This window comes from Bacillus sp. FSL R9-9834 (assembly GCF_038006905.1).
GTDB lineage: Bacteria > Bacillota > Bacilli > Bacillales > Bacillaceae_G > Bacillus_A > Bacillus_A pacificus.
Genome location: NZ_JBBOWD010000002.1, coordinates 305,445 through 328,757, shown reverse-complemented (window position 1 = coordinate 328,757; position 23,313 = coordinate 305,445). Strand labels below are relative to the sequence as shown.

Genomic DNA, 23,313 nt, shown 5'->3' with positions numbered 1-23,313 from the left:
TTATTTTGGGGTAATTCTAAATTCTTAAGTTGATGGGCATGTGGTGCTATCCAAAAGTCAAAATAAACAAAATAGAGGAACAAATGCAGTTTTATAAATCAATGTTTGTGTCCCTGGAGTTTCCTTTAATGTTAATATTAACTGATTTAAAAATAGCCCTTGTTACTATTAAATTCCTTCCAATGATTAAGGAAGGAATTTATAGTTCAATTATACATGTTCCTTTTGATTGTTTATATGCATATCGTATTTTGACCAAAACTATATGCAAATGAGGTGAAAAAATGCCCATTACGAATCGATTTTCTACCACTACTAACGGGGCACTTGCGATTACAGGGAACACACTAGGTTTAAGTAAAATTAGTAACCAAAACCGTGCTGGTACAATCGGGGCAATTGGTGCATTCGTAACTACGAATACCGCTTTACAAGTACCTACTTTTCCTGCTGGTACAACGTTAAACTATACACAAAATAGTTCTACCGCTGTATTAAATATCCCTGCTGGTAGTACGATTCTTTACGCAGAACTCGTTTGGGGTGGAAACTATTTATCTCGTGATCAAAACATTACGAGTGTATTAGGAAACCCTGTTTCTTTTACAACACCTGTTTCAACATACTCAATTAACCCTTCGGCTGTTACAGCTTCAAATCAAACTTTCGTTTCTGGATCTGTCACATTTGGATTCTATACACGATCTGCAGATGTAACATCTCTCGTTCAAGCTGCTGGATCTGGCTCTTATACAACTGGCTCTGTCCCTGGACTTGTTGATCCTTTAGATGCTTCTAATGGGGCTATCAATTCTTCTGGATGGACGCTCATTGTCGCTTATCAAAATGGGACATTGCCAGCAAGAAACTTAACCATTTATGTAGCGGGTAACCGTGTTTCTGCTGATACCGGTAGTGCAGATGTAGCTGTTTCAGGATTTTTAACACCTTCAGGGGGACCTGTAAGCGGACGATTATTTTTGAGTTCTACCGAAGGGGATGCTGATTTAATTGGGGATCAGGCTCTATTCGGACCAAATTTCAGTTCATTAAACGCTTTATCCGGACCAAATAATGCCATAAATAATTTCTTCGGTTCCCAAATTAATAATGCTGCAGGAAACTTAGATACAACAGGGACATTTGGAACGCGAAATCAAAGTGCTTCTTCAGGTACAAACATCTCTGCAGGAAGACAAGGCTGGGACATTACTTCCATTGATATTTCTCCCTATTTAACAAATTCTCAAGTATCTGCCGCAATCCGTTTAACAACTAACGGAGATGCATACATGTTAAATACAGTCGGCTTACAAATTAATATAAACTCACCTAATATACAAGCAACGAAAAGCGTGAATAAAAGTGTAGCTACAATTGGAGACATTCTCACTTATACAGTTACTATCCCTAATACCGGACTTCTTCCCGCCAATAACGTTATTTTGACAGACATTCTCCCTAATGGGACTTCCTTTATACCTGGCACTGTAACGGTAGATAACATACCACAAACAAATGCAAATCCTGCCGCTGGTATATCTCTTGGAACAATTAATAATGGTGCTTCTCGTACAGTAACTTTCCAAGCGACTGTCGTTTCTCTGCCAAATCCAAATCCGATTTCTAACACTGCTAATATTACATTTCAATATACACCAATCGCCGGTGGAACGACCTTTAACGGTCTTGCAACAAGCAACTCTGCTGGAACACAAGTTAACCTCGCAGATATTAATGGCACAAAATCAGTTAATAAACTTTTTACCGATATTGGTGAAACGCTAACTTACAGTATTGCCTTAGCTAATATAGGAAATATCGCTGCAACAAATGTTATATATACGGACCTGATTCCTAGCGGGACTACTTTCATTCCAGGGAGCGTAACTGTGAACGGAGTTATCCAAGCTGGCGCAAATCCCGCTACTGGTATATCAATTGGATCTATTGCTGCTAATTCTACGACTACGGTTTCATTTCAAGTATTCGTTCCTTCTATCCCGCAAACAAATCCAATATTAAATAGTGGTACAACAACTTATCAATACATTCCTGTGCCAAATCAACCGGCAGTAAGCGGGACTGATACGACGAATATTGTCTCCACTCAAGTGAATAATGCTACTGTAACAATGACGAAAGCAGTAGATAAAAATTTTGCAGATATTGGTGATACACTAACGTACACCGTTTCCTTTACAGGTACAGGTAATACGAATGCGAACAATGTTATTTTTACAGATGTCATTCCTACTGGAACAACTTTTGTTATAAACAGTTTAACAATTGATGGCACGACACAAGTGGGCGCAAATCCCGCTAACGGTGTGAACATTGGATCCATCCCAACTGGTACAACAAAAAATGTTTCATTTCAAGTAGTAGTAAATACAATACCCGCGTCAAACGTCGTATCTAATGGATCAAGCGCTTCTTATCAATATACCGTCAACCCTAGCCAATCACCAGTTACAAAAAACATTTCTTCTAATCTCGTTTCCACTCAAATTAATAATGCGAATGTAACATTAACAAAATCAACTAACAAACAATTTGCCACAATTGGCGAAACGATAAGTTATACAATCCTTATTACAAACAGTGGAAATACAGCTGCAACTAACGTACAGCTAACAGATTCACTTCCAAATGGAACGATATTAACACCAGGTTCGGTAACACTCAACGGTGTTTTACAAAATGTAGATTCTCTCGTTTCCGTACCTATTGGTACAATACCCGGAGGAGCTACTTTCACCTTATCCTTTCAAGTAACAGTCATCAATATTACGACCCAAAATCCTATCATTAATAACGCCTTCGCTTCTTATCTATATACTGTAAATGCAAGTTTGCCACCGACTTCAAAAACAGCAAATTCTAATTCTGTTACATCAACAATTAGACTAGCAAATCTCCATGCTAATAAATCTGTAGATAAAACGTTTGCGGAAGTTGGTGATGTATTAACTTACACCTTTGCCCTTACTAACGATGGAAATGTTGCAGCGAACAATGTATTACTATCTGATTCAATTGCGAATGGAACCGCTTTTGTCCCAAACAGCGTTATAGTTAACAGTGTTACTCAGCCAGGCGTTACACCAGCTAGCATCAATATTGGTAGCATCAATGCTAATACTACAATTACAGCTTCATTCCAAGTAGTAATAACTAGCATTCCAAATCCAAACCCTATTTCAAATAGCGCTTCCATCTCCTATAACTTTATCGTTGATCCAAACACTTCACCTGTAAGTAAGAACACTACTTCAACCACTACATTTACTCAAGTAAACGATGCAAATGTCATTTCAGCCAAAACAGTGGATCGAGCGTTCGCTACCGTAGGGGATATATTAACTTATACTGTTACTTTGACGAATGCAGGAAGTGTTTCTGCTGATAGCCCTACTTTCGTAGATACGAATCCAGACGGTACTACCTTTATTCCAAATACTTTTCTTATTAATGGTGTACTTCAAAATAACGCAGATCCAAATATAGGTGTTCCACTACCTTCCATTGCTGCTAATGGCTCACTTAATGTCTCTTATCAAGTAACCGTCACCTCTTTACCAGCACAAAACCCAACATTAAATTCATCTAGTACACAGTATAGCTTTATTCTAAATCCGGGCGATCCACCAACTATAGAAACATCTTTGAGTAATACTGTAAGTACACAAATCAACTTAGCAAATGTAGTGATTGTCAAACAGGTAGATGTAACAATTGCAGATGTTGGGCAACCGATCACATATACCATTGCTTTAGCTAACACTGGAAATACTCCAGCAAATAATGTAGTCGTTACTGATATACTCCCTCCTGGCACAACTCTCGTACCAAATAGTATTTTTATAGGCGATGCTTTACAACTAGGTGCAGATCCAAGTGTCGGCCTTCAAGTTGGTACAATTCCAGCAGGCGGAATTACAACTATTGTCTTCCAAATTACTACGAATGGCATACCTTCACCAAATCCAGTGCAAAACAGTGCTGCACTTCAATATAGCTTTATCGCAGATTCAAATTTACCTGCTGTTGTAAGAAATGCTACTAGTAATATAGTAACAACACAAATTAACACCGCTAATATTGTTGCTACGAAACTAACAAGTACAAATTTCGCTGATGTTGGCGATGTCATAACTTATGCAACGATTTTAACGAATAACGGCAATATCCCTGCCTCTAATGTAACGTTTACAGATATCATTCCAGCTGGTACCATCTTCCTTCCTAACACTGTAATGATTAACGGTGTCCCTATAGCTAATGCAAACCCTGCTAATGGCATTTTAATTGGGACGATAGGAGCGAATTCATCACGTACTGTTGCATTCCAAGTTTCTGTACCAACTATTCCTAGTCCAAATCCGATTACGAATCAATCGAGCACTACATTCCAATACACATACGACGCATCCAAATCAGTTGTAACGCAGATGGTGGCCTCTAACACCGTACAGACAACTATTAATAACGCTACGATTGCCGCTGTAAAATCGGCAGATAAACACTTTGCTAACGTAAATGATATTATTACGTATACAACTACTTTAACGAATAACGGGAACACACTTGCATCAAATGTAATTTTTACAGATGTAATTCCAAACGGAACATCATTTATTCCTAATAGTGTAACAGTAAATGGCAATACACTTCCTAATACAAACCCAGCAAGTGGAATTGCAATTGATCCAATAAACCCTAATACAAGTGCAACAATCTCATTTCAAGTAATAGTAAATTCCATTCCTAGTCCAAATCCAATCCCGAACCAAAGCAATACAGCGTACCAATATGTCATAGATCCTAACTTACCTCCAGCGTCCGCCAATGCGTTAAGTAACGTAATAACAATTCAAATTAATAACGCTACTATTGTCGCTACTAAGTCTGTGAATACACCGACAGCTGCAATTGGTGATATCGTTACCTATACGATTGCAGTAACAAATACAGGTAATATCCCTGCTAGTGCAACTGTTTTAACAGATGGGCTTGGCGCAGGAGCTTCATTTATCCAAAACTCCGTAACTATCAATAATGTTCCACAACCAGGATTAGATCCTTCACTTGGTGTTCACTTGGCAGATATTTCGCCAGGAGATACTGTATTCATTACTTTTCAAGCACAAATTTTAGCGATACCACCTAGTGGGACATTAACAAATAATGCTCTTGTAAATTATGAATATACCGTGAATCCAAACCAATCACCCGCTGTTGGTAGTACAGTTACGAATACGACGGTTACGCCAATTATTGATGCAACTCTTTCTATAAATAAAACTGTCAATTCAACATTTGCTACTATTGGAGATACACTGACTTTCACTGCTATCATTACTAATTCCGGTAATACTACCGCAAACAATGTTATTTTTACAGATGTAATTCCAAATGGTACATCATTTATTCCAAACAGTTTTACGGTAAATGGAACAACTATTCCTAATGCAAATCCACAAAATGGTATCAATATTGGCAACTTGAATTCAAATGCATCTGCTACACTCAGTTTTCAAGTAAACATTACATCACTCCCAAATCCGAATCCAATCCCAAACCAATCATCGCTTCAATATAGCTTTATTGTAGGTATAAATGAACCGCCAGTTTCACGAACAGTTCAATCTAATAAAACTTTTACACAAGTAAATACTGCTTCCGTTATCGCAACAAAAACTGCAAGCAGTGCATTTGCTGCTGTTGGAGATACAATTACGTATACAACTACCCTCACCAATAGCGGAAATACTACCGCAAACACACCTGTTTTTATCGATATATTACCACCTGAACTTTCATTCGTTCCTGATAGCGTACAAATTAATACCATCCCACAACTTGGATTTAGACCAGATAGCGGGATTTCTTTAGACTCAATTCCAGTTGGAGGAACGACAACAATTAGCTTTCAAGCTATCGTTGGCTCAATACCAGTTACAAATCCAACTTTGAACCAGTCTAGCACGACATACTCGATCATTGTTGATCCTACCCAGCCGCCGGTGACAGAAACAGCTACAAGTAATCCAACTTTAGTTCAAATTAACGAAGCGATTATTCAAGCAACGAAAAGTGTGGATCGACTATTTTCTGACGTAGCACCTGGAAATTCATTTTTAACGTATACTGTTTTATTGGAGAATATAGGAAACACAACTGCTACGAATATCATTTTTACAGATCCGATTCCAAATAATACAGTGTTTATAGCGGATAGCGTTCGAGTAGGCGGGGTTTTATTACCTGGGGTAAATCCAGCGAATGGGGTACCAATTGGGGATATTATTGCAGGAGATTTTACAAACATTACCTTCCGCGTGCAAGTAGTTAGCATTCCAAATCCAATTTTCACAATTGGACCTGGGGAGCCAAACTCACCAGTTGTAAATGGCGCTTCTATTGATTATCAATTTATGACAGGACCTAATTTACCACTCGTTTCAAGAAGTACGACATCCAATCCGGTTTCGACACAAATAAATTCCGGAGAAATTACACTTGTTAAATCTGTAGATAAAACTTTCGCAACAATTGGCGATACAATTTCTTATACGATTACATTAAGTAACCCTGGAAATGTTACTTCACAAAATATAATTTTCACAGATATTTTACCTGACGGAACGACATTCATATCTGGCACTCTTACAAACGATTCTGGTACACAGCAGATCGGAAATCCAGCTAACGGGATTCATATTGGAAATATAAATCCAAACGGAACGGCTGTGATTACTCTCAACGTACTTGTTACAAATATTCCAAGTATAAATCCAATTTCTAATTCTAGTTCTGTACAATTTTCACATGTGGTCGACCCTAGCCAACCTTCCGTATCACAAATGAATGTATCTAATGCTGTTTCGACAACTATTAATAGTGCAATTTTAACAACCCAAAAAAGTGCTGATAAATCTATCGTTTCAGTTGGAGATACGATTACGTATACAACTACTATTACAAATACAGGAAATACAGCCGCTACGAATATTACTTTCACAAGCGCTATTCCAGCTAGCATTACCTTTATACCAAATTCATTCACGATAAATGGCGTTCAGCAGTCTGGTGCACAACCAGCACTGGGAGTAACTATACCAAATATCGCACCGGGTGAAACAGTAACTGTTACTTTCCAAGTAAATGTTATTTCTGTTCCCCCTTCAAATTCGATTATGGGTAATGACACAATTTTATATTCTTATACTGTCGATCCAAACGGAACTCCTATTACAACTTCTATTTCAACAAATATCGTTACAAACCCGGTACTAGATGCTATGATAACGATGGTGAAATCTGTAGATCAAACACTTGTAACACTAGGTGATACCATTACCTATACGACAATTTTAACGAATAGCGGTAATACAAACGCTACGAATATTACTTTCACTGACCTCATACCAGATGGTACGACGTTTATAACTGATAGCGTTACAATAGATGGCATCACACAAATCGGGCTCAACCCTAATACAGGTATTACAATTGGATTAATTGCTCCTAACAGCTCAATATCTATAGCATTTCAAGTGACCGCTACTTCTACCCCTGTTCAAAATCCTATTGTCAATTCCGCTACTGCTTCTTACACATTTATCGCTGATCCCAATGCACCTATTGTTTCAAGAAACGTTACTTCAAACACAGTGTTTACTACGATTAATACAGCTAACATTCTTTCATTAAAACAAGTCGATAAATCCTTTAGTCATATTGGAGACACACTCACTTATACTGTCGTTTTAACAAACAATGGAAACTCATCCGCACAAAATGTTATATTTACAGATACCGTGCCAAGCGTCACTACATTTATTGCAAACACATTTTCTATTAACGGAGTTCCTCAAAGTGGGGCGGATCCATCGAACGGTGTGAATATTGGGACAATAACAGCCGGGACTACAGTAACAGTTTCGTTCCAAGTTACTGTAACATCATTACCAAACCAAAACCCAATTGTAAATTTCTCATCAACATCGTATCAATTAGTCTCACCACCTGATGCAGAAACTTCAATTAGTAATCCTGTTTCAACCCAAATTAACGAAGCAATATTGTCTATGACGAAAAATGAAAGTGTATCCTTTGCAGATATCGGGCAAACTGCTTTTTATACTACTTCCATTACCAATATAGGCAATACCGATGCAACTAATATTGTATTCACAGATGCATTACCAAGTGGACTCACATTTGTTCCTAACACATTAACTGTCGATGGTGTTTTACAACCTAACGCGAATCCAAATACAGGTGTATTACTTGCAACGCTTCCACCAAATGAAATATATAGTATCGTCTTTCAAGTTACGGTGAACAGCATCCCACCTATTAATCCTGCACCAAATACAGCAGCAACGACATATGAGTTTATTGTTGATCCTGTTAACCCTCCAGTATCAAGTGCAGCTACTTCCAACTCAACGCTTCTTCAAATAAACAACGCAACTATTATTAGCACAAAAACAGCAGATCTTACTTTCGCGGATATTGGTAATACAATAACATTTACACTTAACCTCCCTAATACCGGGAATACGGCTGCAACTGATGTAACTATTATCGATATTCTTGATAGCAATTTAAGTTTCGTTCCAAATAGTTTCACAGTTAATGGGCAAACCATTCCAAACGCTGATTTATCTACTGGTGTAAATATTGATGCCATTAACGGCGGTAATGCAGCAATCGTCACATTCCAAGCAACTGTTACCACACTTCCTACACTTAATCCTATTTCTAATTCTGCTTCTATCACATATCATTATGTCGTTGATCCTAGCCAACCATCTATTACAACGTCCAATCAATCTAATACAACGACCACACAAATTAATAGTGCTATTCTTACTGCACAAAAAAATTCAAATGTATCTACGGTAGATATCGGGCAGGATATTACCTACACCGTTACAATTACAAATAGCAGCAATGTTAGTGCAACGAATGTTATTTTTACCGATCTTATTCCAGACGGAACTTCCTTTGAACCGAATAGCTTTACATTGAACGGAACTACCATTCCAAATGCAAATATTATTACAGGTGTTCCAATTGGTGATATTGCGCCAAACGAATCTGTCATTGTGGCATTTCATATTATTGCCAATGAAATTCCAGCTATAAATCCAATTACTAATCAAGCTAGCGTTAGATTTCAACATATTGTTAATCCAGCTAATCCTCCAGTTTCAAAAAATATTACTTCTAACAACGTTACAACAAAAATTGAAAGTGCGATTTTAAATACGATTAAAATAGGAGATAAAACTTTTGCAACGATTGGTGATACGATTACGTATACAACTACGATTACGAATACTGGAAATATTCCAGCTAACAACGTTATTTTCTCAGACCCTTTACCATCATGGACACAATTTGTTACAGGATCAGTTGTTGTTGATGGTACTCCGTTACCATCCGCTTCTATCATTGACGGTGTTGGTATAAATACAATTAGCCCAAATCAAACTGTAACAATCATATTCCAAGTTCAAATTGTAAGCAATCCGACAACATTCACTCCTGAACTCCAAAACTTAGCATTTGTGAACTTCCAATATAACGTAGGCAATGCATTACAGGCTCAGCCTGGCAACGTGGAAACGAACGTCTTCGTTACTTCTATTCATTCAGCAATACTTTCAGCTGTAAAAACTGCTAGTACAGCCTTTGCAAATATTGGCGACACGATCACTTATACCGTTTTAATTCAAAATAGCGGCAATACAAATGCTACGAATGTAAATTTCTCAGACCTCATTCCAGCAGGAACGACCTTTGTTGAAAATAGTTTTACTGTAAATGGAAATACCATTCCAGGTGCAAATCCAAATAGCGGCGTTACTATCGGGACCGTTAGCGCGGGTAGTTCCTTAACCGTTACTTTCCAAGTCATAGTTACATCTACTCCTCCTTCCAACCCAATTACAAACGTTGCATCTATTCAATTCGCATTCATCGTTAATCCGGCCGCTCCTCCTGTTACAGGCACAATAACTTCTAATAGCGCTTCAACACAAATTAATAACGCTACTGTTACAACGCTTTTAGAAGCAGATCGAACAATCGTATCTATTGGAGATATAATTACGTACACTGCAACATTAACGAATACTGGAAACTTCCCTGCAAATTCTGTATTACTCATTAACGGAGTTCCTGAAGGAGCATTATTTGTTCCAAATAGTGTCACGCTTAACGGGATTTCACTTCCAGATGCAAGTCCAACTCTCGGTATTCCAGTTGGTATTATCGCACCAGGTGATTCCGCTACGATTACGTTCCAATTTCTTGCAAGTTCTATTCCACCGCAAGGAGCGATTATAAATCAAGCACTTACAAGTTACACGTATATTGTCGACCCAAGTCAACCTCCAGTTACAGCAACATCTTCATCTAATACGGTTAATACAGCTGTCGTTGATGCATCACTATCTGTAATTAAAAATACAGATTCCCTCGTACAGTCTACTGACGGTACAATCACTTACACTGTAGTCGTTCAAAATAACGGGAATACAACTGCAAATACAGTTACTTTAACAGATTTGGTCCCAGAGGGAACTGCATTTATTCCGGATAGTGTGACCATTAATGGTGTTTCAGCTCCAGGTACTGATCCAAACGTAGGGATCTCATTAAACTCCATTGCACCTTCGGAAATCGTCACCGTCACATTCCAAGTTATCGTTCAATCCATTCCAAGCGTGAATCCAATTTCTAATATAGCTCGTATTGACTATACTTTTATCGCTGATCCAACTGCTCCTATCATCTCTCGAACAATTACGTCTAATCCAGCTTTCACACAAATTTCGGATGCGAATGTTCTTTCTTTAAAAGCAGTCAATGCACAACAAGCAACAACAGGTGATATTTTGACCTATACGATAACGCTAGAAAATACCGGAAATATTCCAGCTACGAATCTCATATTTTCAGATACGCTTCCAGAAGGGACTACATTCGTAGACAATAGTTTTACACTTAACGGAACAACTATACTTGGTGCCAATCCAAATGTAGGTGTTACTTTGCCTAACCTAGCAGCAAACGCTACTCACCTTATTTCGTTCCAAATTCTTATTAACGATCCGTTCTCACAACAATTGATTACAAATCAATCTAATACAACATATACAATTCAACCAGACCCAGGGCAACCGCCTATTACTGAAACATCTACAAGTAATATTGTCATTACAAATTTCGTGCAAGCACAATTGACAGTTACAAAAACGTCCAATCCAATAACTGTAGATATTGGTGGAACGATACTTTATATTTCTGAAGTGAAAAATACCGGAAATGTTGACGCAATAAATATTACTTTTACAGATTCTATTCCAGCTGGGACTACATTCGTTCCAGACAGTGTCACAATTAACGGTGTCCTTCAGCCTGATGCAAATCCTGAAAACGGAATACCAATTGGAACAATTCCACCAAATAGTTCCAAAACAATACTATTTCAAGTACAAACAAATAATCCACCTACTGAAACCGAAATTGTAAATCAATCATCTGTAAATTACCAATATGTAAGTATTCCTACAGCTCCACCAGTGAATCGCTCTGCAAATTCTAATATCGTTACAACATCACTTCAAAATGCAAATATTATTTCTGTTAAACAGGCGGATGTTACTTTCGTATCCATCGGGCAAAATATTACCTACACAAACACACTACAAAATATAGGAACTGTTCCAGCTAACAACACGGTGTTCATTGACAACATTCCAGAAGGTACTATATTCATTGAAGATAGCTTATCAATAAATAATGTGATTCAGCCTGGTGTGAACCCTGAAAATGGAGTAACCCTCGGCACGATACAACCAAATGAAACAGTTACTATTTCATTCCAAGTACAACTTACAAATATACCAGAGGGCAACACAGTCATTAACATTTCAGACACTTCATATGAATACCAAATTGACCCTAGTTCTCCGATTATTCAGCGTAGATCGTTATCAAATGCAGTAAATACTGAAGTGCGGACAGCAAATGTTAGTGCAATTAAATCTGCTAACAGATCTATTACACGTATCGGTCAAATCATCACCTATACAGTCGCAGTTACAAACGCTGGTACAGTACCTATTACAAATACTCTCCTAATTGACGCCATTGCTGCTGGCACCACATTCGTTCCAAATAGCATCCTTGTAGATGGCATACCAAGACCTAACGAAAATCCAATTACCGGAATCACCCTTGATATTATCCTTCCAAACAATACAATTATCGTTACATTCCAAGTAAATGTAGTCTCTGCACCTTCTCAAAATAACATTAATAATATCGCCGTCATCCACTATGAGTATCAGCCAGACCCAAGCTTGCCACCAATTTCAGAAACGACATCTTCCAATACTACAAATATACAATTTATTGATGCCATTCTTATCGCTACAAAATCCGCTAATACAGTATTAGCTACTATTGATGAAACCATTGAATATACAGTACTCATTCAAAATAATGGATCTACTACAACTAACTCCATCTTTTTTACAGATATTATAGAGGATGGAACTGTATTTATTCCGGGAAGTGTAACAGTTAACAACACTGTACTTCCTGCAGCAGATCCAAATATCGGCTTTTCTATTCCTAATATCGCATCAGGTCAATTGACAACAATAACATTCCAAGTTTCCGTTACAAATTTACCTGTTGTAAATCCAACACCTAATACTGCAAACATCGTCTACGACTTTATTTTCAATCCTGACTTTGCACCAATTCAAAAATCTACTACTTCCAATACTACTTTCGTTCAAATTAATGATGCTGATATCGTTTCACTTAAAACTGTTGATTTAACCTCTGTAACAATTGGTGACATTTTAACTTATACAACAACTTTAACAAATATAGGAAATGCAGATGCTACTGCTGTTGTATTTACAGACAATATTCCTATTGGAACAACCTTTATAGACGGTAGCGTTTTAGTAAATAATATTCCTCAGCTTAACGCGAATCCAAGTACTGGTATACTTGTAGGAACGATTGCTCCTAACACTTCTATCCCAGTCACATTTTCCGTTACTGTGGTATCTCTTCCAGCTGCTAGTGGTCGTATTCAAAATCAATCCACTTCTCGTTATACAATTAATAGCGAAGAACAAATATCAACTAGTAATATTACCTTCACTGAAGTTATTTCTGCTAATATAATTGCAACAAAAACAACGCCTATCCAATACGCTGACCTACAAACGATTATCCCTTACACTATTTCCATCACAAACAATGGGAATATACAAGTGGAAAATATTATCGTTACAGATATCATCCCAGCAAATACGAGCTTTATAGAGAATAGTGTTATTGTGAATGGAAGCGCTCGTCCAAATGATAATCCACTTAGCGGGATACAACTTGATAACATTCCGCCTAATACGACAGCAACTATTCTATTCCAAGTACGGGTTACTTCAATTCCGCAAACAAATCCAATCTCTAATACGAGTACAATTGAATACCAATACACGTTACCAAACCAGCCGCCTATTACCGAAACTATTATTTCATCAGCTGCCGTAACAACAATTAATCATGCGACTTTGAATAGTAATAAAACTGTTGACCTTGCATTTGCAACGGTTGGTGATGCGTTAACGTATACGATTACACTAAATCAAACCGGTAATGTTGCAGTAAATGATGTAATCATTCAAGATATGATTCCTCAAGGTACTACGTTTATAGAAAATAGCGTCATTGTAAACGGAGAAACTCTTCCAGGAGTGAATCCAGTAAGCGGCATACCAATTGGTACTATAATTGTAGATGGAGATGCTATCGTTTCATTCCAAGTAACTGTGACTACTATTCCAACACCAAATGAACTAAACAACAACGCAATTACTACTTTTAACTATATAGTCAACCCAAATAACGTACCCGTTACAAATACGACTACAACAAATACCGTCACAACTACTGTCCAAAATGATAATGTCATTGCCATAAAATCTGTTGATGTAACGAATGCCTTACCTGCTCAAACTTTAACGTATACAATTACGATTATGAATAGCGGTAATGTAACGATTGAAGACCTTCTTGTTATAGACACCATACCAATAGATACGACTTTTGTTGCTGGTAGTGTTACGATTAACGGAATCAATCAGCCTAATGAGAATCCGGAAAATGGTATTACGTTAGGAAATCTTGCTCCTAATGACTCTGTCATTATTACGTTCCAAGTGACAATATCTTCTTCTACTCTTCAACCTACAATTAATAACGATGCTACTGTTTCCTATACCGTTATCATTGATCCAGATGAACCACCTATTACAATTACAAAGCAAACAAATACCGTTACAACAACATTAATCGAGCCAATAATTAACATTGAGAAAACAGCAGACAAATCTATCGTCGTTATAGGAGATGTTATTACATTCACATTAGAGGTATTTAATGATTCCACAATTCCGACAATTAGTACTTCTGTTATAGACACAATTCCAGCTGGTACAACATTTATAGAAAACAGCGTAACTATTAACGGTACTTCGGTTCCAAATGTTCGTCCAGACACTGGTATTAATATTGGTTCTTTATCTGCAGGTACAGTAGCAACTATAACATTTCAAGTCCTCGTAACTTCTATTCCTTCAAACAGTACAATTATAAATTCTGCAACAGTTACCGCTGCTTTTCAATTGACACCACAGGATCCAATTATTACTTTCATTGTTAATTCAAATATTGTTCGTATACCAGTTCAATTTATAACTACAACAGTCACGAAAAATGCTTCCGTCAGCTCAGCTTATTTAAATCAATATTTTGATTACACGGTACGCATTACAAATACTTCCAAAATTTCACTCTCAAATATTTCGTTACAAGATACTATTCCAGCAGGTTTACAATTTATAAACGGCACTGTCTTTATTAACGGTGAACGCTCTCCACTAGCGAATCCGAATATCGGTTTCCTAGTTGCCACTAATTTAGAGCCAAACGAAACAATTATCGTGTTATTCACAGTACAAGTAATAAGTCCACCTGTTACTAATGAGTTTAAAAATACGGCCAATATTTCGTTACAACTTCAAGTCTCGCCTACCGATCCACCAATTACAGTAACCGTTACAAGTAACGAGAACATCGTCACCTTTGTTCCAGAAAATCCAGATGAAACACTTCCAAATTTAAATTGCTTCTTTGACGGTGAACGCTTCATTCGCATTACTCCTCGAAATATAAGAAATTACCTTTGGGCTTGGATTTGGTGGCAGTAATTAAATAAAAAATAAAAAGCTTGTAATTTGGATGTTATCCAAATTACAAGCTTTTTTGACATGGTACCTCTAGTTACTTAATCTATTTCAAACCTCTGATAAAAAATTATTCAGTCAATTTTTTAGTTGAAAAGAAAATATTAAGAAAAGTAAAAGGTGAAATTGGAAGAAAAGTGTAAAAGCTTGTTCACTTATATAATTTATGTAAGAAATACAGGTAATGTATATGAAGCAATCGAAGTTATGAAAATAAAATATATAATACGGGGTATAGCTAGTATTGATATTTGGCAGCTAATATCTAATTCGGTAACCAATCAAATTAACTCATTTTACTTTCTTGGGTAAAGCTGAACCTGAATGTTCAATTATTGAATGAACATGAACATTAATTTGGGCATCACTAAAATAATTTTCGCCTTGATCCCAATTCTTACGTATTTTCTTCCATTTTTTATAATTATGCCGCTTATATACTTCTCCTAACGCTAATACATCTACCTTATATTTTTTTTGAACAAGCTTTATTGATTTTTGAATCCTTTGTTCCACCTCTTTTGAAATATCCTTCGTTAAGCGTTTTTCATTCATGAATTTTTTATGATCACTAAAATGCAACTCCGCTAAAGCACCTTCGAGAAATAGATGAATATCAAACTTCGGTTTTGTAGTATTTTCAGTAAATACCTGTATTTTTCGGTGTAGCTTATGAATTTCATATGTAATAAGCTGGTCCTTTTTACGTATGGTAAAATAACCTCCTAATTTTTCACCGATTATAAAGTTTATTCCCACTGTCTGTTCGCCGTTTAACATTCCAACACACTTGTTATCCTTCCCACGAAACAACGCAGCCCCATCCATTTCTATCCCCTGTTTTGTAGGTTTTAAGACAGGTAGTACAAAACTTCGGTTTGAAATTATCTTTTCCTGCACGTCACCAATTCTTGCTGCCTCAACCATCTGAGCATTTTTAGGAGGGTGTTCAGCTAGCATATCAATATACTGTGCCGGTAAATTTTCTGGTTTTGCATTTTGTTTCAAGATTGCTTCTGCATTTTTCTCAGAAACAAATAGACGAATATTTCTTCTCATTTCATGATCTCGAATGTATACATCTAACGTATTTTGTAAAACATTTGGATTCGATAGTAATTCTTCAGAAAAAATGATTACTTGTATATGTGGAAAAAATAAAGTACGACTAATCTTTTTAGCGATTATTCGTATTTGTTCAAACACACTATCTCCTTTTGCACTCACATCAATATAATTATTCCCTGCGCCTTTTCCACCTTCTTGCGTTAACTTACTGGGAAGTACCATTTGATACGTCCCTTTCATAATTGGATTAGATTTCTTTTCCTTAACAATATCGTAAGCGGCACCTACTACAAAGCCTCTTTCTTCTATCTCCGCTAACTCAGAGCAACCGCTGATAGCCCCAGCTATAAGCGCAATTGTTATAACTTTAAAAAGACATTTCATTTCCACCATTCCTTCATTTTATCTTATATACAATAAAAATTAGTAAAGGCGCTAACACAATAAATCTCATATCAAATCACTTAAAATCCAAATAAGCCCACTGTGTGAAAAGAAAGTTTGGATAGCGATATCTCGAGGCATAGAAGATGCACCTATACATCACTGGTTGAAGATGCCACAAAAAACAAGTTCCCAACATCTAAGTTTTTCATCTCTATACTCAAATGATTTCAATTATTTTTGCTTCTCAAGATTCATTATAGAACCTTTATTTTTTTGATTAACTTAACAATTAATCTTCATGTAATTAAAAAGATAGATTATTGATTTTTATGAAAGGAAAAGATGTTTATGACACTACATGGACGTTCAGAATATTTACTGAAAGAATGAATGAAAAAATTACACTGTAAGAATAAATTTAATTTTGTGTTTTTTGAAGACAGCAGATGCAACGGACCTGAAGGTAGCTGTTTTAAGATGGGTGGTGAATTCGAACTTTTATTACAAAGAGCAGCTAAATTAGATCCCTTGTTTATTATTCATGGAGGAGACAAGGTTTATACAGTAGAAAAGAAATATGTATAACACTAAACAAAATCATTATCCCTAAAAACAAAATATACGGATTAAATAATTATAAAGTAGACTATTTAGAAAAATAATTATATCTTACCCGGCTTAATCCTATTTTAGCAATGCATGCGCAACCTAATATAGGATGTTGGTCAACAAAAGAAGGATTTCCTGTGGTCACATCAAAAAAGTATGATGTGAATATGTTAGGTTTGTTAAATGGAATGCAAGCAGTACTTCCTTCTATGATTGTAAGCAAAACAAATACCTTAATGGGGTCCTACCACACATCCATCAACTTAACGTATATTTTTATACAAAATGCGGTCTTTCCACGTAGTTTTTTATTATCTTTTATAGATGTTATAAAAGTAGGCACATCAAATAAACCCTGACGGGTTTCAAATTTTTCGCTATGCTACCTGATGGGCAGAAGTGGTATACTCATACACAACACCTAAAATATCAAAGACTGTTTTTTTCTCATATCTGTGAGATTTTCGTCCGTTTCGCTGTAGGAGGTTAAACAGACGAAGGAGAATCTTTGATAATTCTTGGGTGTTTTTATGTAGTGCTTGATGAAAAAGTAAGAAATAATCTTTAATTATGTACATCGCTTTATATTCACTTAGTTCTTTCTGTTTCTTACGTAACAGGAGTTCTCTCATTTTAAACATAGTAGAAGAACATAATAGGATACTAATGAGTTGTCCATAAAGGTGGCATTCTAATCGCTCTTGTTTAATAGATTTACAACGATGAATTCGAAACCAAGATTTCCATATTTTAAATAACAGCTCAATTTGCCAACGCAGTGAATATAAATCATAGATTTTCTCTTTCGGTACCCATTCCGTAGGAATGTTTGTCATATATACCGTAATTCCTTGTAAAAGTTTCGTACGCTCTGTATATGTAATCCCTTTTTTCTTTTCACGAATAGCTCGATCATGTAGACGTTTCTGTTTTTGCTCCTCTGTACATCTATAAACCACAATGCGAGTGGGTAGTTTGTCTTTGCTCCCTACATATACATCATGTAATTCATACACTTGGCCAGGTTGTAATTGGTTCATGATGTCTTCCAAATGAATTTGTATATATACCGGTCTCAATTGAGCAGGTTTTGTTTTAAATACCACTGTTTCGAATTCTTTTCTATATATTTTAGTTGGTAATTTAAGACGCGATAAATAATACCCTTCCTTATCTTGGATCGATTTAAAGTCTTGTAAACGAAAATACCCTAAGTCACGAATATATAGTTCATTCTTTTGTGTCATGTCCATTCGAGTCGCCCCATATGCCTGATCACTTCGTTTTCCTGGTTCAATTTTCACATCAGAAAACTCTCCGCTCAACAAGTCATACTCTAATTGAATTTTCACACCAGCTGTATGACTACAGCCTCCGGCACCAGGATAAGTAGCTGCGAATCGATCTGGAACTTGAAAGGTTGTAGAATCAAGGATGCGAATCCGCTTAAAGTAAGCAGAAAGAGAATGAGAAATTGTAGATGATCCTCCAATTTTAGCTTGTAGAAGTGTAGTAAATACATTTCGAAAGAAGGCTACAGAAGCCGAGTTAAATCGTCGATTCAGTCCCTCAGGACTTAATAAAATTCCTGTTGAAGTTTCTAATTGACTACAAAGTTGAGTAAGAGAGGTTGTAGCGATTTGTTGATTTAACCATACACACAAAGATAAAAAATGGTGCCCATGGCACTTACGTTTTCGTTTCATTCCACCTGCTTCTATAGCTAATTGATTAAGTGTAGCGGGAGACATATATCGATATAACTCTTCGGCAAATAAAGACAGCTCTTGTTTTTGATGCATATTCATAAAAAGCACGTCACCCTTTCTCATTAACATAAGAGAAAAGTAACGTGCTTTTAAGTTTAAGAATAGTCTAAATCCTTAAGTTGATGGATGTGGGGTACAGGCACATCGCTATCAAGCTAACAAAACAAAATACCCCCTAAAACGAAAAAGAATTGTAGATTTGTAACACCTATTACATCTGTTCAAGATCCAGGATCATATGTAGCTGTTATGAAACTTGGAGAAAATTATTATTATGGTGGCAGCTTTAAAATTAAAAAATAATGAAAGTTAATTTCACTAATGATAATATTTTTGATATGATCAATGTATAATAAAAACATAACTCATGTAATAGTCTAGGCGGTATACTTGACCAACGGCCGCTTAGCTAATGAGTTATACCCCTTAGAAAAGGTACCTTGCAGCAGGGGTACCTTTTCTTTTATTTTCAGTGGTAAATTATTTTAAATTGTAGCTATATAGCTAAAAAGTATAATGATTATATTGTAATTGAAGTGTAGTATGTATCCCATATGAATATTTTTAAATATTAGAAAGAAAATCATTTGGGCGATAGCTGGAATCCCAATGATAGTTAAACATTGTATCCAATTATAGTTATACGTAGAGAGATGGAGTAATCCAAATGAGCTTCCAGATAATATTAAAGAGGCTGCAATTGAAGCTATGGGGCTTATTATGAATGAGCGTATGATCTTATGCAAAAAAAACAATATAGAGACAAACATAATGTTCTCTCCGATTAATTGAATTGCAATACCAGGTGTTTTGTGAAGCATATTAGTAATCCCTTCATTCCCAATGGGATGAGATGCTCCTCTGAATGTTGTAAAAGATATTAGTACGGCTAACAATAACAACATAATAGCATAAATAATAAAAGCACAGAAAAAAGAAATTTTTAGTTGCTGGAAAGTGATTTTTTTAGAAAACAAAAACCGTTGATCCCTCATTATAAATAGGAAAACTAATGAAATGGGAAAAGAAAAATAAAAAGATTTAATTAAGTATTGCATCCGTATATCTAATTCATTTATATAATTAAGCATGAATGATGGAAAAGGTATGTAAACAGTAATAATACAAAGTATGATAAGTATTAGAAAGTGCAGATACGTTTTAGTTTGTACTAAGCAATCTAAATATGTGTTGGCAGAACTTAATGCGTTTATGGTCTGCTTAAACTCTTTAGAAACTGCGTTAATAACACTCCGCCATTTTAATAAAAGTATATGTATTTAATCCATCATCTTATATGCCATTCTTCCCTAATTGTGTTAAATATAATCTCATCTCTACGCACATTATAAAATTTCACGTACCATATTTATTAATTATATTTAAAATATAGTCAACAAGGGGATTTCTATATTCCGGACGATATAATTTTTGAGAACCAATATTTTTGAAGCGTGGCATCAGTTTAAAACCAAGTAGATGACAAAAAGCAAAAGCAACGACACTTTGCCCATGTGTATCGACATAATTTCGATCTACTTCCATGTCCGTACAGTGACGAAGAACCCCTTCCATCATAGCTGCAACTTCCGAAGAAAGGCAGGATTTAAGCTGTGAATAGATACAAGCTGACTTTCGATCTGTATGCCAATAGATCATAACGCCCTGTCTTTTATAACGAGGATGCCATTCGTACAGCAAGTTCTGATCCCACGATCCAAAATGTTTTGAATCGGAAGCACATGCCGTAGTAGCTTCTCCCCATACTTCTTTCATACGGTTGCAAATGATATGGTTCGTAACCTCTGCATTCGCTTTACGTAGATGATCTTTATGTATAAATTTTTGACGGATGTATCGAAGTTCCCGATAACTATCAGTGTTGCTTCCAGCAGAGACAGCTTTCAGACCTGTATTGGTTCCAAGGCCAAATAAACTGAGAAGAAGTCGACGTTGAATTATTTTTCGATCTAAAATCTCTCGATCTGCCGTAGTCTTAAAATGCTTCGTAAATTCTGTGTGAAAATCGGTTTCTTTTAGCAAATCTAATAAGTTAATATCTGACCATCGATTCTTGATTTCACCTTTAATTTGAGCCAAATGGGGAGGATCAGGCTGTTTCTCTAAAGGAGAAACTCGAATCCAACCTTTATTATTTTTCGTCGTAATGACAACTTGTCGATTACTGTTCTTTTCGAATCCTTGATTCAATAGAGTTAACTTTTCCTTCATTAACCGTATGATTTCTGAAATAAACAGATCAGCTTCCAAAGGTACTTTCAATGCTTGAAAATGTTCTTCTTTACGTTCTTCAAAATCTTGAGGTAAGTCTTCATCAGGATTTCGATAACGATCAGCCCCCTCAATCCAAACTTCTTTACAACGAAGTCGAGTTCGAAGTGATTGAAGAACAGCAATTTCATAATTGATTCGATTCACTCTTTCAATCCCTTTGTTATCTTTTTCAATAATAATCCCTTTCCATCATCAAAACCTCCTATTATAATAGTTTTATTTCTGTCTCTCAAAAAGTTAAAAAGCCTGCCTGTATGTTTATATTAATTTTAAAATGTCCTTAGGTTCTTGTAAAATATATTCCGCATCTTTAAAAGCATCTTTTGTTTTTGATCCCCACGAGGCAAGAGCAAATTTCACACCAGCACTTTTTGCACATTGCATATCATATATAGAATCTCCAATGTAGATTGCCTCGTGACAAGGAACATCTAATCGTTTTAAGCAGGCTAATAAAGGTTCAGGATGTGGTTTATGTTTATCCGTATCACATGCGCAAATTGTATGTTCAAAATAACTACTTAAGCCAAATGGCTCAAATTCGTCTATTAATTCCTGTTTAGTTTTCGATGTCACAATGCCTAGTTTTATAGTACTTAGAGACAACATACCAATGATATCTTCAATTGACTTGAACACGGAGACTTCATGATTATAAGCTAATACAGCTTTACTCCATTTTAGATGAATAACGTCTATATTAGGCACATTCAATTTTTTTAAAGCTTCCTTCCCGGGGATACCCAATGCAAAGTCCAATGCATCTAATGTATAATCTTCATTTAATTCTTCTTTCAAAATTCTTTGTAACGATTTTAATATTGCTTTTTCTGTATCTAAAATTGTACCATCAATATCGAAGATAAGAGTTTTAACCAAATTAGTCCCTCCATTTTCAGTTCTATTCCAAGCGATTTTTTCACACCCTTTAAAGCTTTTTTCCTATATGTTCTCAGGTTTAAATTTTCTCTTAATGTCCATTGTAACAAAGTTCCAAATGAACTATCATTATTTTTAGTAAATGGAGGGGATTTTTTGAAAAGAGAAAATTTGAGGGTGTTTACTAAAATTTCATTCTTAACAGCATTAACTTCAATTACAATTCTACCAATATCCTTATATATGTTAGCAATGACTTCAAATGAAAATATAGTATCTATTTTAAAGGTTTCTATATCAGTTACATTTTTTTCTTCCTTATTTGCTATTCCTTTAAGCGTCATTTCAATGTTCAGTAAAGAGAATTTAACCAAAAGAATTTTTGTTTTATTGGGAAATTTATTACCAATCGGTCTTTTAACTTATGCTATAATTTTAGAATTTGTAGATGAATTCTTGTAGACTACACCTTAAAACAAAAAATAGCGAATTTAGGTTTAATAGCGTTTAACAGACTTAAGGTTACTTTTAAAGGGTTTAATGGGTTTCTATACTTAATGTATTGTCACATCAAATAAAAACCCTTAAAAATGAATCTGAGTGGTCATTTTTAGGTTTTTAAAAATGATTTTTAATATTTATGTAAATAAAAGGAAAAAGAATCCGTTTTATGGACCCTTTTTCCTTTTATTATTTTAACTTAATGTAATCTGTGTTGTCCTGATAATTGTTCCTCAGCCATTCGAACTAAGCGCTTTGTAATTTCTCCACCGACAGACCCATTTGCACGTGATGATGTATCAGGTCCTAGTGTGACTCCTAATTCACGGGCAATTTCATACTTCATTTGTTCAATAGCACTTGCTGCAGCAGAAATAAGAATTTCATTTGTATTACTTTCGCGTCTTTGAATATTCATAATTGCACCTCCACTATATTTGTATATAACA

7 protein-coding genes and 2 pseudogenes are annotated in these 23,313 nt (G+C 35.7%); 3 read left to right on the top strand and 6 right to left on the bottom strand.

Translation table 11 applies throughout. The features are described 5' to 3' along the window. Positions 1–284: 284 nt before the first annotated feature. Positions 285–15,320 carry a DUF11 domain-containing protein gene (locus MKY00_RS29195; protein WP_061114621.1) on the top strand — a complete coding sequence of 5,012 codons (15,036 nt, stop codon included), beginning with the start codon at positions 285–287 and terminating at the stop codon, positions 15,318–15,320. A 327-nt stretch (positions 15,321–15,647) separates the two neighbouring features. Here the strand turns inward: MKY00_RS29195 and MKY00_RS29190 are convergent, their stop codons facing one another. Then, positions 15,648–16,808: a Ger(x)C family spore germination protein gene (locus MKY00_RS29190; protein ID WP_000649885.1), complete on the bottom strand. Its 1,161-nt coding sequence runs from the start codon at positions 16,806–16,808 to the stop codon at positions 15,648–15,650. A gap of 989 nt (positions 16,809–17,797) precedes the next feature. Next, a complete protein-coding gene (locus MKY00_RS29185) occupies positions 17,798–19,228 on the bottom strand; it encodes an IS4-like element ISBce2 family transposase (protein ID WP_001055915.1) in 1,431 nt (476 codons plus the stop codon). A gap of 141 nt (positions 19,229–19,369) precedes the next feature. Here MKY00_RS29185 and MKY00_RS29180 point away from each other — a divergent pair. Then, positions 19,370–19,492, top strand: a pseudogene (locus MKY00_RS29180) (DUF5065 family protein); the annotation flags it as partial. 182 nt (positions 19,493–19,674) lie between these two features. Here MKY00_RS29180 and MKY00_RS29175 read toward each other — a convergent pair. From MKY00_RS29175 to MKY00_RS29165, 3 genes and pseudogenes are all read right to left on the bottom strand, one after another. Then, complete coding sequence (locus tag MKY00_RS29175; RefSeq protein ID WP_341035540.1) at positions 19,675–20,436, bottom strand: hypothetical protein; 762 nt, start codon at positions 20,434–20,436, stop codon at positions 19,675–19,677. Positions 20,437–20,602: 166 nt separating this feature from the next. Then, positions 20,603–21,673 (bottom strand): annotated as a pseudogene (locus tag MKY00_RS29170) (Tn3 family transposase); the annotation flags it as partial. A 69-nt stretch (positions 21,674–21,742) separates the two neighbouring features. Next, positions 21,743–22,363, bottom strand: a complete 621-nt coding sequence (locus tag MKY00_RS29165) for an HAD family hydrolase (RefSeq protein WP_000241162.1) — start codon at positions 22,361–22,363, stop codon at positions 21,743–21,745. Between the two features lie 156 nt (positions 22,364–22,519). Between MKY00_RS29165 and MKY00_RS29160 the strand changes: the two genes are divergently transcribed. Next, positions 22,520–22,825 carry a hypothetical protein gene (locus MKY00_RS29160; protein WP_000817947.1) on the top strand — a complete coding sequence of 102 codons (306 nt, stop codon included), beginning with the start codon at positions 22,520–22,522 and terminating at the stop codon, positions 22,823–22,825. A 238-nt stretch (positions 22,826–23,063) separates the two neighbouring features. On the opposite strand, the gene MKY00_RS29155 is transcribed toward MKY00_RS29160, so the two are convergent. After that, entirely contained in the window at positions 23,064–23,282 is a 219-nt protein-coding gene (locus tag MKY00_RS29155) for an alpha/beta-type small acid-soluble spore protein (RefSeq protein WP_001025787.1), read from the bottom strand. Positions 23,283–23,313 lie beyond the last annotated feature (31 nt).

Excerpts from the sequence above, each read along its gene's own strand:
- MKY00_RS29195 (WP_061114621.1), top strand. The coding sequence starts at position 285 with ATGCCCATTACGAATCGATTTTCTACCACTACTAACGGGGCACTTGCG.
- MKY00_RS29190 (WP_000649885.1), bottom strand. The coding sequence starts at position 16,808 with ATGAAATGTCTTTTTAAAGTTATAACAATTGCGCTTATAGCTGGGGCT.
- MKY00_RS29185 (WP_001055915.1), bottom strand. The coding sequence starts at position 19,228 with ATGAATATGCATCAAAAACAAGAGCTGTCTTTATTTGCCGAAGAGTTA.
- MKY00_RS29155 (WP_001025787.1), bottom strand. The coding sequence starts at position 23,282 with ATGAATATTCAAAGACGCGAAAGTAATACAAATGAAATTCTTATTTCT.